The sequence below is a fragment of the Chryseobacterium taiwanense genome, from assembly GCF_000813825.1.
Taxonomy (GTDB): domain Bacteria; phylum Bacteroidota; class Bacteroidia; order Flavobacteriales; family Weeksellaceae; genus Chryseobacterium; species Chryseobacterium taiwanense.
Genome location: NZ_JWTA01000004.1, coordinates 539,330 through 556,082, shown reverse-complemented (window position 1 = coordinate 556,082; position 16,753 = coordinate 539,330). Strand labels below are relative to the sequence as shown.

Here is a 16,753-nt window from a genome sequence, read left to right as displayed (position 1 = left end):
AGTATGATAAAAATTAAGAATGTTGTTGCTGTTTTAATGCTATCGATTGCATCAAATTTTGCTTTTTCTCAGGTCAAATCTTTAGATGCAGAACTTACAGAGTATAAATATCCTTATGAAGTTCATTTTCTCAATCTGAAATCCCAGAATAACAATCTGAAAATGGCGTATATGGATGTACAGCCAAAAACTTCAAACGGGAAAATAATAATGCTTCTTCACGGGAAGAATTTTAACGGAGCCTATTGGGAAAGAACAGCAAAAGATCTTTCAGATAAAGGTTTTAGAGTGATTATTCCCGATCAGATCGGATTTGGAAAATCTTCAAAACCACAAAGTTACCAATTTTCATTTTCGCAATTGGCAGAGAATACAAAAGCTATTTTGGATGAACTGAAAATTGATAAAATCATTGTTCTTGGGCATTCGATGGGAGGAATGGTAGCAACTAGATTTACGTTGCTGTATCCTGAAAGAGTTCAGAAATTGATCCTTGAAAATCCAATCGGGCTGGAAGATTATAAAACTTTTGCAGGGTATCAAACCATAGATCAGGCGTATCAGTCAGAACTTAAAAATACAGCTGATACCTATAAAAATTATCAGTTAAGGTTCTATTATGATAATAAATGGAAAGATGAATATCAACCCTGGCTTGATTTGATTGCGGGATGGACGTTGCATTCGGATTATCCAAAAGTAGCTTGGGACGCAGCTCTAACTTCGGATATGATCTACAACCAACCGGTTTGTTATGAATTTAAAAATATCAAAACTCCGACTTTATTAATTATCGGAACAAGAGATAGAACGGCAATAGGAAAAGACAGAGCTCCGAAAGAACTACAGGCAAAAATGGGGCAATATCAGGAATTGGGAAAGAAAACCCAGCAGCAAATTGCTGGTTCCAAATTAGTTGAGATTGAAAATGTAGGACATCTTCCGCATATAGAAGTCTATGACAAATTCTGGAATGCGCTGTATGATTTTATTAAATAATTGAATAGGAGAGGAAAACTCATTAAAAGTAAAAAGAGACTGTTTAAAGTAAACAGTCTCTTTTTGTATGTATTGTTGTCTGAATTATTTCTTGTAAGGAACGTCTTTAATTCTAGCTTTTTTACCTCTAAGGTCTCTGAAGTAATAAATTCTAGATCTTCTAACTTTACCTCTTCTATCAACTTCAATTTTTTGTAAAGCTGGCATGTTGATTGGGAATACTCTCTCAACACCTACATCTCCACTCATTTTTCTGATAGTGAAAGTTTTTGTAGAACCAGTACCTCTTAATTGGATAACTGTTCCTTTGAAGAACTGAGTTCTTGTTTTTTGTCCTTCCTTAATTTCGTAATACACAGTAATTGTATCACCTGCTTTGAATTCAGGGAATTCTTTTTTAGCAATGTACTTCTCTTGTACGTACTTTAATAAATCCATTATTAATAAATAAAATGTTAAAGCTAAGCAACTTACACGTTGATCGTCAGAGGTTGAATAACAGGATGCAAAAATATAACTTTTTTATATAAAAACCAATACCTTACAGAATATTTTTAAATAAAATTAGTAACCATATTGTTTTACTTAATTGATCTTAACCTCTTCATTCTCTTAATGGTTCAAATGAAAAGTCTTCTTTTAAAGTAATACCTTATATAAAGTAGTTTTCGCGGTTTCACAAAAATGTTTAAATTTAGAACTGAAAATCTAATACTATAATAATGATAGATAAAAGAGTAAAAAATGCAAAAGAAGCAATTGAAGGAATTGAGGATGGAATGACGCTCATGTTGGGGGGATTTGGTCTTTGCGGAATTCCTGAAAATTCGATTAATGCATTGGTAGATAGTGATGTAAAAGACCTTACCTGTATATCAAACAACGCGGGTGTTGATGATTTCGGATTAGGATTATTGCTTCATAAAAGACAGATCAAGAAGATGATTTCTTCTTATGTAGGGGAAAATGCAGAATTTGAAAGACAAATGCTTTCCGGTGAATTGGATGTAGAATTAACACCTCAGGGAACGTTAGCGGAAAAATGCAGAGCAGCTCAGGCAGGAATTCCTGCTTTTTATACACCTGCAGGTTACGGAACCGAAGTAGCGGAAGGAAAAGAAGTAAAAGATTTCAAAGGAAAACCACATATTTTAGAACATGCTTATGAAGCAGACTTTTCAATCGTAAAAGCTTGGAAAGGAGATCACGCAGGAAACCTTATTTTCAAAGGTTCTGCAAGAAACTTTAACCATCCTATGGCTGGAGCAGGAAAAATTACGATCGCTGAAGTGGAAGAATTGGTAGAACCGGGAGAATTGGATCCGAACGAGATTCACATTCCGGGAATCATGATCCAAAGGATTTTCCAAGGTGAGAAATTTGAAAAAAGAATCGAACAGAGAACAGTAAGAAAAAGAGACTAATATTTTAGCTTACAGTTTTTTAAAAATAAATTACCCCGAAATTTACTTCGGGGTAATTTTTATTTATACTTTGTCATTCTGACGAAGGAAGAATCTCTGTTTTCAATCATGTAAACTTCCAGCTCCCATCACCAAACTTCCATCCTCTATAATCTATATCCAACCCTCAATCCAAAACAAAAATTAAAAACATTTCCTGAACTTTCTTCTAAGTTTAGTTTTTGAAAAAGTGATTTTAATCCGGTTCCGTTTCGGGTGTCATTTATTTCATCATATTCAATATCGCTGTTGTCGATTTTTCGATTCATCAATCCCAATCCGATATAAGGTTCCAGAATAATTTTTTTCGACATTGAAATTTGATTTCCGAAAGTAATATTAAAACCTTTTGCCGTTCTTTTCGTTCCAAAATTATCAGTATACAACTTGGTTTCATCGTTTTTTGGCGAATAATCTACTGAATTTGTCCCTTCATTTTCTCGATAAAACAATTGTAAACCAACATAAAATTCATTTCGTTTAGATTCTATTCTTGAATGAAGCATTTTGAATAAATAAACCCGACCTTCGAGATTGGCTTTAAAGCCTTTTGATTTTAAAAATATCGTATCCGGTTTACTAAAATCATAGAGTTGATAACCAATTTCCGCATTTACACTGAAATACGGATTGATCTTTCTTTCAGCAGAAATTTGTAAAGTAGGATAAGAAACCACATCGATTAATTGCGTCGCATTCAGTTTCAAAATCCAATTGCTTTCCTTTGATTCTTGAGCAAAAATCAATGTTGAAATCGTGACAATAAAAATGGTTAAAAGTTTTTTCATTGAAATTAGTTTTATATTAAGTCAGAGTTTCCGCGATTTTTCTTTCACCGATCTGCTGTCTCCACATAGCGTAATATAAACCTTTTTCTTCAATTAATTGTAAATGTGAACCCGTTTCCACAATTTGTCCGCGTTCCAAAACGAAAATTCGATCTGCATGCATAATCGTACTCAGCCTGTGTGCGATAAGAACCGTAATTTGTTCCTTTTCCTTTGAGATTTCTTTAATGGTCGTTGTAATTTCTTCTTCGGTGATACTGTCCAACGCAGAAGTTGCTTCATCAAAAATCAACAAATGAGGTTTTCTCAATAAAGCTCTTGCAATGGCAATTCTTTGTTTTTCACCACCACTTAATTTCAATCCGCCTTCACCGATTACCGTTAAAATTCCGTTTTCAGCACGTTCTAAAAGTGCTGTACAACTAGATTTTTTTAAGGCTAATTGAAGATCTTCTTCCGTTGCAGAAGGATTTACGAACAAAAGATTTTCCTTTATGGTTCCTGCAAAAAGCTGAGTATCCTGTGTTACAAAACCGATTTGATTTCTCAATTCATCAAAATCAAATTCTTTTCCGTCAATATTATTATAAAGGATAGAGCCTTCTTTTGGCCTGTACAATCCAACAAGCAGTTTTACCAATGTACTTTTCCCGGAACCACTTGGTCCTACAAATGCTATTGTTTCTCCATTTTTCACATTAAATGAAATTGAATTCAATGCCTTATAATGAGCCGTTTGATGTTGGAAAGAAACATCCTGAAATTCCAGTTCCTCAATAGCTCCGATTTTTTTCGGATTGGTTGGTTTGGGTTCAACCTCTTTTTTCATTACCCTGTCGAAGTTATTCAAAGAAGCCTGAGCTTCACGGTAAGAAATGATGATATTCCCTATTTCCTGCATCGGTCCAAAAATGAAGAATCCGTAAAACATTAATGATAAATACTGTCCCGGAGTTACAATATTCTTAAAGATCAGTAATAATAAAGTGAAGGTAATAGTTTGCTGTAAAAAGTTCACCAATGTTCCCTGTACAAAGCTTAAAGAGCGGATGCTTTTTACCTTTCGTAGTTCCAGATTCAGGATTTTATACGTATTATTATTCAGACGTTCCACTTCCTGATTGGTGAGTCCCAAACTTTTTACAATTTCAATATTTCTAAGACTCTCAGTGGTGCTTCCCGCTAAATTGGTGGTTTCGGTTACGATATTTTTCTGGATGTTTTTGATTCTTTTGCTTAATAAATTGGTGACTACAGCAATAAGAATAATTCCTACCACATATACCGGCATAATGGTCCAGTGCAAACGAACCGCATAGACCGAAACGAAAATGATACTTACCAAAATTCCGAAAAATACATTGATGAAATTGTTGATAAACTTCACAGAATCCTCGCGAACTTTAGTTAATATAGAAAGAGTTTCGCCACTTCTCTGGTCTTCAAATTCCTGAAAAGGCAATCTCATAGAATGTTTTAAACCGTCAGTAAAGATTTTAGCTCCAAACTTCTGGATAATCACATTCACTACATAATCCTGAAATGCCTTTGCAATTCGGCTGATCATCGCTGTTCCGATAAGCAATCCTAGGAAATAGAATACGCCATGATAGATATTGGTTCCGTAGAGATATTCGTTCAGACTTCTTGGGAGAAGTTTTTCTTTGTCAAAAAAGTTGGGATGGGTAACCAGTTTGTCTAATATATTTCCTGTAATAGCCGGAGCAAACAATGAAAAGACCTGATTGATTGAAGCTAATAAAAGAGAGGCTAAAATCAGCCATTTATATGGTTTTAAATAATTTAATAAAATTTTCATGAGTAAAATTAAGAACTCACAAATTTACAACAATTTGAAAAGCAAAATTTATCATAGGATAAGAAAAGAAACTATTTCGTAATTCTGAAAAAATGGCTAATTTGGCGGGATAAGATTATGCTATGCTAACTAAAGAACAAATTGCACAAAGAATTTCCAGAGAAGTAAAAGACGGATATTATGTAAATTTAGGAATCGGAATTCCAACATTGGTGGCTAACTATGTTCCGGACAATCTTTCTGTAGAATTTCAGAGTGAAAACGGAGTGTTGGGAATGGGGCCGTTTCCTTTCGAAGGAGAAGAAGATGCAGACATTATCAATGCAGGGAAACAGACGATAACGATTCTGGATGGAGGTTCATTCTTTGATTCAGCCTTCAGTTTCGGGATGATTCGTGCTCAGAAAGTGGATTTAACAATTCTTGGCGCTATGGAAGTTTCAGAAAACGGTGATATCGCCAACTGGAAAATTCCCGGGAAAATGGTAAAAGGAATGGGAGGTGCGATGGATTTGGTAGCTTCAGCGGAAAATATCATCGTAGCAATGATGCACGTGAACAAAGCAGGAGAAAGTAAAATCCTTAAAAAATGTACTTTACCTCTAACGGGTGTAAATTGTGTAAAAAGAGTTGTGACTGAACTCGCTGTTTTAGACATTACACCAGCCGGATTTAAGCTTGTTGAAAGAGCTCCTGGAGTTTCGGTTGAACACATTATTCAATCTACAGAAGCAGATTTAATCATTGAAGGAGAGATTCCTGAAATGCAGTTTTAATACATAAAAAAATCCGTCTTACAGCTAAGACGGATTTTTTTTAGATTGTAATCTTGCTTTTAGTAAGCCGGATTCTGTGGAAAGTTTTTATTTTGATTTAAATCCAGTACCGTCTGAGGTATTGGTCTCAAAATTTTCAAGGCACCATTATTCCCATTAAAATTGGATGCACTGGTAATTTTATAATTATATTGTACGGCTCTTGTTACGAGCGTTCCTGTACGTTTAAGATCAAACCATCTGTTATATTCTCCCAGCATTTCTCTGCCACGTTCATCCAGAATATAATTGATGTCAAACTCTGCCAGTGTTGCATTTGGAACTCCGGCTCTAGTTCTTACCACATTTAATTTCGCAAGTCCTGCCGCTGAGTTTCCGGATTTTAAATAGGCTTCAGCAGCAATAAGATAAGTATCTGCCAATCTGGAAACAATAATGTCTCTTGTACTTACCGGACCTGTACTTGATGGTGTTGTGGTTGCCGGGTCATCAAACTTTTTCACTGGAATGGTCTGATAATCCAGATTCTTAACTAATGTATAAGCAGCGTCATACGTTCCTTTATCATGATAAACAAATCCGGTGGCAAGTTTTGCTGCATTGGCAGTCATCCAGGCAGTTTTGTCTATAGCAGTGTACCACATGGGTTCGTAAAAATGTTTAATTTTAAGAGTTGATTTATCCGCTACTCTAAAGAAATCATAGTACTTTTCATATACCACATTCATAAACGTAGCTTCCCATCTTAAATCCCCTTGTTTGAATAAATTTAAGGCATAAGTGGTCGGACAAAGATTATAGCTTCTCAGGGGCGCGCTTCCATTAGTTTCTGCACCTCCAAGATATGAGCTGTAATAATAAAACTGTTTATTTCCTAGTGTAGTAGGGGAGCTTGATGTTGAATTAAAATTATACTGTACAGAGAAAATAGTTTCTGTATTCAGGTCATTCCCCGGATAAAACAATTCGGATGGAAGAACAGTTAAACCTTGCCCTGCAATCGCAGCTTCAGCATAGGTTGCAGCTGTAGCAAAATCCGTAGAAGCACCGAAACTTTCATATCCTCTTGTAAGATATACTTTAGCCAAAAGGTCGTTCACGGCTTTTTTATTTACCCTTCCACTGGTGGAGTATGCTGTCGTTCCTACAGCAGCTAATGAAGCTTCCAGTTCTTTAATGATGTATGTATAAACTTCCTGAGCAGAATTTCTGTTAAATTGTAAAGTTGGATTAGTGAAATTCTCTTCTACAATAGGCACTCCGCCATACGTTTGAACCAAAAGGAAATAAGCATTTGCTCTCAAAAATCTTGCTTCTCCAACTAAAACAGGAATATTGGCAGTCTGTTCTGTAATGGCAGAATAATAGACGGTTTTATTAACAGACTGGATAAGCTGATAGCATGCCATATATAATTGATCTACTCCTTCCGAAGCAGGAATAAGCTGTTTGTATTGGCTTAGACCGGCAGGTTCCGGACTTCGTCCTTCTGCATACATATCTGTACCCGCTACAAAAAGCCATGGATCTCCACCATAGATGTCTTTTAGCCACGCATAATTGGTATTCACAAGCAACTGAAAACCGATTGCAGTTTTATAAGCTTCGTCTGCAGGTACATTAGATAAACTTTCTTCTTCTATAAAATCACTGCACGAATTAAAAAGTGAAGTGGTAAATAGTAATAATAATAGTATTTTTTTCATGATGGTTTAATTAAAATTTAGCACTTAATCCCAATTGTGTAGTTATTGCTGCGGGTCTGTTTATTCCCATATTCGCTGCAGCCCATTCCGGATCATATCCGTCGAATTTAGTAAAGACAAAGGGGTCAAGAACGTTTACGTAAATTCTCAAATTCGTCATTTTTATTCTCTTAAGAAATTCGGGCTCAAAAGTATATCCTAGAGAAATATTTTTTACTTTGGTAAATGATACATCTCTGTAATAGCCAAATCCTGTTGACCAGAAAGCTCCGGCTCCGGTTGCTACAGGTCCGGGTCTTGGGTTGCTGTTATTCGCATTAGAAGCAATTCCTGCACTGTTGGTGGGTACAAAATATTCCATTGCCATTTTTTGACGTCCTCTGTCCGAAACATCGGCAAAGTTTTGATGGAATGTACTTAAAACGGTTTGTCCCTGACTGGTTATGATCGAAAAATTAAAATCAAATTTCCCTATGGTAAGCCTTGAATAAAAACTTCCCTGCCATTTCGGAACAGAACTTCCGATAGTTGTTCTGTCATTAGCATCAAACTTACCATCTCCATTGATGTCTTTAGGTCTTGCTTGTCCCGGTGCCATTCCGTAAGCGGCTGCCTGGGCTGCTTCACTTTCCTGCCAAACCCCATCATATACATAATTAAAATTAGGGTTTAAGCTAGATCCCAAAATAAGATTATTTCCTTTGTCACTTACCTGATCCTGATTGTAAATAGATTCGAGCTTATTTACATTTTTTGTGAACGTGAAAGTAGTTTCCCAGGTAATGAGATTACTTTTTATATTTTTTGTGTTTAGCATGACTTCAACACCTTTGTTACTTACAGAACCAACGTTCCCATAGATATATTTTACACCCATCTCTGCAGGTAATTGTTGTCTGTAGATCAGATTCTCTGAAAGACGGTCATATACATCCACCGAACCTGTGATTCTGTTTCTGAGAAATCCGAAATCCAATCCAAAGTTAAGCTCTCGTGTTTTTTCCCAGGTAAGCGATTGATTGGCAAATACAGAAGACTGTAATCCTGGAACCAGCTCATTTCCATTGGCATAAAAAGTTTGTTGATCCAATAACGCAAGAGATTGATAGGGAGCTACATTATCATTTCCTGTATACCCAATACTGGCTCTCAGTTTTAAATCTGAAATAGATTTTACATTTTCAAGAAAAGATTCTTTATTGATTTTCCATCCTAAGGCCAAAGAAGGAAAAGCGGTCCACTTATTACCTGTAGACAATACAGAAGAGCCGTCCCATCTGGTAGATGCTGTCAATAAATATTTGTCTTTAAATGCATAATTTAATCGTACAGCATAAGAGTTCAGCGTTCTTTTCATGTAAGGAGGAGCTTGAAGCTGATAACTGCTTTGAAGACCAAATCCTAAGTTGTAAAATTCTGAATTGAAAGGCTGTCCGTTTGAATACCCATACGATGATTCATTTTCATTAGAATACAAACTTTGAAGGAGGAGTAGGCTCACATCATGTGCATCATTGAATGTATATTTTAAATCAATCTGGTTGTCCCAGGTATAATTAAAATTTTCTGTTTTAGCTACCGATGCAGAGTTTTTGTTGATAAGGGCAATCCCGATATTCGTTTGGGCTGTATTCGATATTCCGAGATTGGTATTTGAGAATCCTGCAGAAAAAGTTGTTTTAAAGGATAGCCATTTTTTCGGCTGATACTGGAAAAATAAATTCCCCAAAGTCTGCCAGATTCTTTCATTTTGCCTTGAATTGGCAATCTCTAACAACGGATTTATTGTACTTGTTTTATTGATGGCCCACGAACCGTCCGGATAAGTAAGCTTTCCTGGGAGCAAAAACAATTGGCCAGGAATATCATTTCCCATAGCATCAACTGCGTAAGGCGACATAAGCGGACTGAAGCTGAATGCAGAACGCATGGCAGTATCGCTACCATATTCAGTAATCGTTCTTGCCACAGTAATATTGGCTCCTGTAGTAAATTTAGAATTGATTTTATGATTGATGCCAAGTTTAAACGTATACTTGTCATTAGAATCATTGGCAATGATACCCTCATTTCCCTGAATACCAAAAGAAAGGTTATATCCTAATCCACCGTCTGATCTTCCTGAAATATTTACATAATGATTTTGCATAACACCAGGTTGCAATACAGCATCATACCAGTCGAAATTATATCCGTTATTGGCTCGCTGAACTAAAAGCGGACTTTGATTTCCTGCCAGAGTAGCCAATTGTGCAGGAGTCTGGGTAGTGGGTGTCGAACTCAGATACGCGGCTTGGTGAAAATTCCACCATTCAGCTCCCGTCATCATTTTGGGGAGGCGGGTTGCTGTTCTTATTCCGTATGACGTTTCCACAGAAACATTAATTCCGGATTTTACAGTTGCCCCACTTTTGGTGGTGACAATAACAACACCGCTTGCTCCTCTGGAACCGTAGATTGCCGCTGAAGATGCATCTTTCAAAACATCCATTCTGGCAATATCCTGAGGATTAAGGAAGTCGATATTATCTGTTGGTACACCGTCTACTACAAACAATGGATTTCCTGATGAGATAAGAGAATTGCTCCCACGAATACTAATCTTGAAACCATCACCCACTCTTCCTGAGTTTGAAGTGATATTCACTCCAGCCATACTTCCCTGTATGGCTTCAAGCGGACTTGTTGTATTTCTTTCCACAATCTTATCAGAGCTTAAAGTATTGACAGAACCGGTAAGATCTGATTTTTTAACGCTTCCGTAACCTACTAAAACAACCTGTTCGATGTTTTTCGTTTTCTCTTCTTTGAGTGGGATTGTTATAAAAGAGCGATTGTCTACGGGGATGATCTGCGACTGAAAGTTTTCATTTTCAACAGAAAGAGAAGACTGATCTTTTAACAGCTTAATGACAAAATTACCTTCTGCATCGGTTGTAACGGAATTTTCTGTACCTTCTTCCTTTACCGTTACATCAGGAATAGGAGCTTGTTTGTTGTTGGTAATCTTTCCGCTTACTTCTTTGCCCTGTTGCGCAAAAATTGCAGCAGATGAAAACAAAAATAAAACCGCAAGTTTTTTACGAACCAGAAAGCCAGATTCTGCTATTTTTTCAAATGACATAATTTAAGTTTTTTGATGTGTTAAATTTTGCTTTTCAATACGAAAAATGAGATTAGCTATTTCTCAAAAAACTACTGAAAAAAATAATTAAAAACCTTTATGTAATCGATTGCGCATTTCGATGTTTTAATTTGCTTTCTATATTAAACTTTTTTTAATAAAAATTTAATGATTTTTAACTTAATGTTAATATTTGGATTTAATTAATTGTTTTTCAGTATTTTAATTTTATTATTTGTTTGAAGTAGAATATGATTTTTATCATATTTTTAGTTTTTTATAAGATTTTGTTTCCCTAAAAAATGGAGTTGAAACAAATTTTCTTTTATCCAAGAAAAATTATTAAAAAATAAAATCACATTAATTTGAAATAATATTTGCGGTCAAAAAAATGGAGTTATTTTAGAAATGAAAACAGAATTTCTTATTTGAAAAAGCATCACTTATCATAAAAATGATGTAATTAAAAAGAAATGCAATTTGGAATCTTAAATTGAAAGAATTTTAAGTCAAAAATCGACCGTAAAATTGTTAATTTTTGAACAAAAAAATATGAATACATCTTGATTACTTTGTAAGATGAAGTAATAAGATTGATGAAGATAGAGTGGTTTCGGTTACTCTACCTTCAGCAATCTTGTTGAGAAATTTTACTTTTTCATCGACGATACTTTTTTATTTTAATTTTTTCACTAATTTTGTATCGATCATTACAATAATAAATGAAAGGAAGACCTAATCTTTATCAGGACAACGAATTAATTCTCAAAGCTCAGGAATTATTTTGGGAAAAAGGATATAATGCTACTTCATTGGCTGATCTCAGTAAAGCTACCGGTGCAGGAGCTGGAAGTCTTTATAATACATTCAAAGGTGGGAAAAAAGAACTTTTCAAGAAATCACTGCGGCAGCGAAGAGAAGATTTTGATGATTTTAAATGGAAAGTTGAAAAGAGTGATCATCCTATTCAGTTGATCAAAGATTTTTTTATTTCCGTGGCTGTAGCCTCAGAAAAGGCTCATATGAAAGGCTGTATCGTTGCAAATACACTTATAGAAATGACTTTTGTAGATGATGAATTAGAAAATGAAGCGGTTGAAATATTAAAAGAAACAGAAAAACTTTATACTTCAGTGATTACTAAAGAGCAACAGAGTGGGAATATTAAGTCAAAGCTTCCTGCGGATTCACTAGGGAAATTCCTGATTACTCTTTGGTGTGGAATTAACTCGTTGAGAAGAATGTATCCTAATGAAAAGATACTTAGACAACAGATTGAATTACAACTAAAAATACTAGATTGAAATTTTTTTAACTATTTTTTGAGTGATCATTACAAAAATAAAATAATGGATTTAAAACTAAACGGAAAAAAAGCATTTATAAGCGGTTCAACACAGGGAATCGGATTTGCTATGGCACAACAACTATTAAATGAAGGAGTTTCGGTTATCATTAACGGACGGCAAAAAGAAAAGACTGATCAGGCAAAGGAAAAATTACAGGAACAATTTCCTGACGCTACCATTTCAGCGATAGCTGCTGACTTTTCTAAAAAAGAAGAAGTGGAAAAACTTTTATTACAACTTACCGATATTGATATTTTAATAAACAACGTCGGAATTTTTGGAATTGAAGATTTTGAGAATATTACAGATGATGAATGGTATAGATATTTTGAAATCAATGTGATGAGCAGTGTTCGTTTATCAAGACATTTATTACAGGAAATGCTGAACAAGAAATGGGGAAGGATTATTTTTATCAGTAGCGAATCCGGAGTGAACATTCCAGAAAATATGATCCATTATGGAATGACAAAATCTGCGATGTCAGCAATTGCTAATGGATTATCTAAATTGACAAAAGGAACTGAAGTTACGGTAAATACAATTTTGGGTGGACCGACTTATTCTGATGGAGTTGCAAACGTTATGGAAAATATTGCTGAGTCTCAAAATCTTGATGTAGAAGTAATGAAAAATGCCGTTTTACAGCAATCAAATGCCCATATTTTGCTGCAACGATTTATAGATCCGTCTGAGATGGCAAGTTTAGCTACTTATCTTTCAAGTCCTTTATCTGTTGCTACCAATGGTGCTTCTTTAAGAGCAGATTCTGGAGTTTTGAAAATAGTTTAAAATTTTTCCCAATCTCTTACATCGATTTTTATCTGAGAGATTGGGAAAATCAATTTTTATGATCAAAGAAGATTACTTCCCATCCTGCGCTCCAAACACTTTCTGCAAAATACTCGTCGTTCTCATGGCAGGAGTATTTCTTATTCCGCCTTCTTTTTCAGCAACCATTTTAAAAACACCGTTGATGGTTTCTGTGGTGACGTAATTATTAAGATCGGTTGTTACAGACTGTCCAGTTAATGTATTATACTTTGTAATGATACTTTTCCAAACACTGTCTGCGCCTACTTTTCCTAGAGAAGCTTTTACTTTAGGCTGAAAAGCTGTAAAAAGCTGAGTCTGCGTTTTGGTTTGTAAGTAATTTGTTGCTGCATTATCGTTCCCCAACAGAATATTTTTTGCATCTGTGATCGTCATCGAAGTGATGGCATTCGTAAAGATAGGAGCCGCTTCTGTTACTGCATCTTCAGCAGCTCTGTTGAGTAATTTTACCCCTTCATCTGCAAGACTTCCCAATCCTAAAGAACGAAGAGTGGTATCAACTTTTCTTAGTTTTTCCGGCATTAAAATTTTTACAGCCTCATTCTTTAAAAAGCCGTCAGTCACACCCAGTTTTTTTACTCCTTCATTCACTCCTAGGCTTAAGGCTTCTTTTAATCCGGATGAGATTTGTGTTGAGGTAAGACTTCCAAGGTTTACGGGAGAAGAAGTTGTAGAAGTACTTTTTGGAGTGGTAGTAGAAGTTGTCGTTTTTACAGGCGTATTAAGATCGATACCCGTATTATCTTTTACAGCAGATTTAATGGCATCAAAAATTTGTGCTTGTGTCGAAACTGAAAATAATAACATTCCAGCCAATACAATTGTTTTTTTCATTGTCTATTTTATGCAAAATTAGATATTTTAGCTTTTAATAAGTTAAAAAAGATAGGTGAATTTCGGAAATTAAGTATATTCGCTGAAATCTTAATCCCGTAGTATGTTGCGTTTTTTACTGGTATTTTTCTTATTTATTTCAAACCTTATTTTTTCTCAAAAAAAACTGAATTTAATTCCTTATCCGCAGAAAATTGAATTTTCGGAGGGCGAATTTATCATTCCTAAAGCATTTATATTAAGTGAATATCTTCCTAAGGAAGAAACAGAATATTTTAAGAAGCATTTTGCTCAAGGCTTTAATTTTAAATATGAAAAAAATCAAGATAAAGTTCATTTAGTATACTCACTGTATCCGTCAACTTTATCACATATACCCAAAAAGAATGATGAAAAAAATGAAAAATATTCCATTTATATTTCTCCAAAACGTATTACCATAAATTCTTATACAAAACAAGGGTATTTTCTTGCTCTTCAGACACTGATTCAATTATTTGAACAGTATAAAGATTCAGGGAAAATTCCTGCAATGAAAATAGAAGACGAACCCAAATTCGCTTGGCGTGGAATGCATCTGGATGTTTGCCGTCATTTTTTCACGGTTGCAGAAGTCAAGCAGTATATCGATTATCTGGCAATGTATAAGTTAAATACTTTTCACTGGCATTTAACAGACGATCAAGGGTGGAGAATTGAAATTAAAAAGTATCCGAAACTTACACAAGTTGGTGCAAAACGTAAAGAATCGATGATCGGAGCGTATGTTGATAATACGTTTGATGGAAAACCTTACGGTCCTTATTTTTATACACAGGATCAGATTAAAGAAGTAGTAAAATATGCTCAGGAAAGACATATTACAGTAGTTCCGGAAATTGAAATGCCGGGTCATGCATTAGCTGCATTGACTGCTTATCCAGAATTGGCCTGTACAAAAGGTCCTTTTGAACCGGCAACAAAATGGGGCGTCTTTGATGATGTTTTCTGCCCTAAAGATGAAACGTTCAAGTTTTTGGAAAATGTTCTGGATGAAGTGATGGGGCTTTTCCCTTCTGAATACATTCATATCGGAGGTGATGAGTGTCCAAAAACCCGATGGAAAGAATGTGCACATTGTCAGGAATTGATTAAAAAGAATAATTTGAAAGATGAGCATGGCTTGCAAAGTTATTTCATCCATAGAATTGAAAAATATGTGAACTCTAAAGGGCGAAAAATTATCGGTTGGGACGAAATTTTAGAAGGTGGATTAGCTCCCAATGCAGCCGTAATGAGCTGGACAGGTGTGAATGGAGGAATTGAAGCTGCCAAATCAGGACATTTTGCTGTCATGACTCCGGGTTCTTATTGTTATTTTGATCATTATCAGGGAGATCCTGCCACAGAACCGAATGCTTTCGGAGGATTTACGCCTTTAGATAAAGTATATTCTTACAACCCGATTCCAAGCGAATTGAACGCAGAACAGGCAAAGTTTATCAAAGGGGTTCAGGCAAACTTATGGACGGAATATATTTTAGACTTTAAGCAGGTTCAGTATATGATCTTCCCAAGATTGTTCGCGCTTTCAGAAGTCGGATGGGGAACTTCTGATCCTAAAAATTATAAGGAATTTGAAGGAAGAGTGATCAATGAATTCAAGATGTTGGATAAAATGGGAGTGAATTATGCAAAAAGCATCTATAATATTACCGGAAAAGTAACGGCGGCCAATACAGGGGTTTCTTACGAACTTTCAACGTCACAGGATCCTAACGGAATTCGATATACATTAGACGGAACTGATCCTACCGCAAATTCTCAGGGTTATAAAAATCCTATTTCAGTTTCAAAATCATTAACGGTAAAATCTGCTTATTTTGAAAACGGACAATTAAAAAGTGCGGTTTCCTCACAAACTTTTACAGTTTCAAAAACGACAGGCAAAAAAATTACATTGGAGCAACAGCCGAGCGAGAATTATTCTTTTGGAGGAGCTTTCACTTTGGTAGACGGAATTATCGGAAACCAAAGACAGTTGGGAAAAACATGGTTAGGATTTCAGGGGAAAGATGTGGTGGCAACTATTGATTTTGGGCAGAAAACACAGTTTTCAGAAGTGTATTTTAATACCTTGGATAATAAAGGAAGCTGGATCCATTTTGCGAAATCAGCGCAAATCTTTATTTCTGATGACGGAACGAATTTTAAACTGATCAAAGAAATAGGGAAAGAAGAAATCCTGAATGCGAAAGGGAAAATTAAGCTTACCGTAGGAAATCAAAACTCAAAATATATCAAAGTTAAAATTGAAAATGCTGGGATTATTCCTGCCGGAAATCCAGGTGCAGATTCAAAAGCGTGGCTTTTTGTAGATGAAATTGGCGTAAATTAGTAAGGAATTTAATAGTATTATGGAAAACACGGTTTTATCTTCAGAATTTAATTCCTCTCCCGAGCTGGTTGAAAAACTTTATCAGTATGGAATTGTAAAAACGTATCAGGAAGGAGATATTATTTTAGATGAGAATTCCTCCATCCGTTCCATTCCTATTGTGATGAGAGGTATGATGAAGGTCATTCGTACCGAGGAAGACGGACGCGAGATTTTATTATACTACATCAAAGCCGGAGAAAGCTGCATTATGTCGTTTTTGGGCGGAATGCACAATGAAAAAAGTATTGTAAAAGCCGAAGTGGAAGAAGATACCGAGATTCTGTTTTTACCTGTAGATAAAGTTTCTCTTTTTATCAAAGAATATCCGGAATGGTTAGATTATATTTTCCGCCTTTATCATAAACGCTTCGAAGAATTATTGGATATTATCAACGCAATCGCTTTCAAAAAAGTAGACGAAAGATTGCTGAATCTGCTTCAGAAAAAATCAGAATTGTCAAATTCTAGTACAATCATCATCACGCACGAACAGTTGGCAAACGAGTTGGGAACGGCCAGAGTTGTTGTTTCCAGATTATTGAAACAGCTGGAAGAAGAAGGAAAACTAAAGCTGGGCAGAAATAAAATTCAACTTTTATTTTAAGTTATGTAACAAAAGTAGCGGTACAGAAATTTTGGAAT

13 protein-coding genes are annotated in these 16,753 nt (G+C 35.3%); 7 read left to right on the top strand and 6 right to left on the bottom strand.

Annotated features, from left to right (window positions below; all coding sequences use genetic code 11):
• Nucleotides 1-3 precede the first annotated feature (3 nt).
• Nucleotides 4-999, top strand: coding sequence for an alpha/beta fold hydrolase (locus RM51_RS06055; RefSeq protein ID WP_039366150.1), 996 nt, complete (start codon nt 4-6; stop codon nt 997-999).
• Between the two features lie 84 nt (nt 1,000-1,083).
• On the opposite strand, the gene rplS is transcribed toward RM51_RS06055, so the two are convergent.
• Nucleotides 1,084-1,437, bottom strand: a complete 354-nt coding sequence (rplS, locus tag RM51_RS06050; RefSeq protein WP_039366149.1) for a 50S ribosomal protein L19 — start codon at nt 1,435-1,437, stop codon at nt 1,084-1,086.
• Between the two features lie 284 nt (nt 1,438-1,721).
• On the opposite strand from rplS, the gene RM51_RS06045 reads away from it, so the two are divergent.
• Nucleotides 1,722-2,423 carry a CoA transferase subunit A gene (locus tag RM51_RS06045; RefSeq protein ID WP_039366146.1) on the top strand — a complete coding sequence of 234 codons (702 nt, stop codon included), beginning with the start codon at nt 1,722-1,724 and terminating at the stop codon, nt 2,421-2,423.
• A 146-nt stretch (nt 2,424-2,569) separates the two neighbouring features.
• Here RM51_RS06045 and RM51_RS06040 read toward each other — a convergent pair whose 3' ends face one another.
• Together RM51_RS06040 and RM51_RS06035 are read right to left on the bottom strand one after the other, a co-directional pair.
• Nucleotides 2,570-3,250, bottom strand: coding sequence for a DUF3575 domain-containing protein (locus RM51_RS06040; protein WP_039366144.1), 681 nt, complete (start codon nt 3,248-3,250; stop codon nt 2,570-2,572).
• 16 nt (nt 3,251-3,266) lie between these two features.
• The gene (locus RM51_RS06035; protein ID WP_039366142.1) at nt 3,267-5,069 is read right to left on the bottom strand and encodes an ABC transporter ATP-binding protein; all 1,803 of its coding nucleotides are present in this window, start codon (nt 5,067-5,069) and stop codon (nt 3,267-3,269) included.
• 122 nt (nt 5,070-5,191) lie between these two features.
• Here RM51_RS06035 and RM51_RS06030 point away from each other — a divergent pair, with 122 nt between their 5' ends.
• The gene (locus tag RM51_RS06030) at nt 5,192-5,845 is read left to right on the top strand and encodes a CoA transferase subunit B (RefSeq protein WP_039366139.1); all 654 of its coding nucleotides are present in this window, start codon (nt 5,192-5,194) and stop codon (nt 5,843-5,845) included.
• 59 nt (nt 5,846-5,904) lie between these two features.
• On the opposite strand, the gene RM51_RS06025 is transcribed toward RM51_RS06030, so the two are convergent.
• Entirely contained in the window at nt 5,905-7,551 is a 1,647-nt protein-coding gene (locus tag RM51_RS06025) for a RagB/SusD family nutrient uptake outer membrane protein (RefSeq protein ID WP_039366137.1), read from the bottom strand.
• 10 nt (nt 7,552-7,561) lie between these two features.
• Nucleotides 7,562-10,675, bottom strand: coding sequence for a SusC/RagA family TonB-linked outer membrane protein (locus RM51_RS06020; RefSeq protein WP_039366136.1), 3,114 nt, complete (start codon nt 10,673-10,675; stop codon nt 7,562-7,564).
• Nucleotides 10,676-11,397: 722 nt separating this feature from the next.
• On the opposite strand from RM51_RS06020, the gene RM51_RS06015 reads away from it, so the two are divergent.
• Both RM51_RS06015 and RM51_RS06010 read left to right on the top strand, forming a co-directional pair.
• The gene (locus RM51_RS06015; protein ID WP_039366134.1) at nt 11,398-11,979 is read left to right on the top strand and encodes a TetR/AcrR family transcriptional regulator; all 582 of its coding nucleotides are present in this window, start codon (nt 11,398-11,400) and stop codon (nt 11,977-11,979) included.
• 45 nt (nt 11,980-12,024) lie between these two features.
• The gene (locus tag RM51_RS06010; protein ID WP_039366132.1) at nt 12,025-12,816 is read left to right on the top strand and encodes an SDR family NAD(P)-dependent oxidoreductase; all 792 of its coding nucleotides are present in this window, start codon (nt 12,025-12,027) and stop codon (nt 12,814-12,816) included.
• 72 nt (nt 12,817-12,888) lie between these two features.
• Here the strand turns inward: RM51_RS06010 and RM51_RS06005 are convergent, their stop codons facing one another.
• Nucleotides 12,889-13,692 (bottom strand): DUF4197 domain-containing protein, encoded by an 804-nt coding sequence (locus RM51_RS06005; RefSeq protein WP_039366129.1) that lies wholly within the window; start codon nt 13,690-13,692, stop codon nt 12,889-12,891.
• 103 nt (nt 13,693-13,795) lie between these two features.
• Here RM51_RS06005 and RM51_RS06000 point away from each other — a divergent pair, with 103 nt between their 5' ends.
• Both RM51_RS06000 and RM51_RS05995 read left to right on the top strand, forming a co-directional pair.
• Complete coding sequence (locus RM51_RS06000; protein ID WP_039366127.1) at nt 13,796-16,069, top strand: glycoside hydrolase family 20 protein; 2,274 nt, start codon at nt 13,796-13,798, stop codon at nt 16,067-16,069.
• Between the two features lie 19 nt (nt 16,070-16,088).
• Complete coding sequence (locus RM51_RS05995; RefSeq protein ID WP_039366125.1) at nt 16,089-16,715, top strand: Crp/Fnr family transcriptional regulator; 627 nt, start codon at nt 16,089-16,091, stop codon at nt 16,713-16,715.
• Nucleotides 16,716-16,753: the final 38 nt, after the last annotated feature.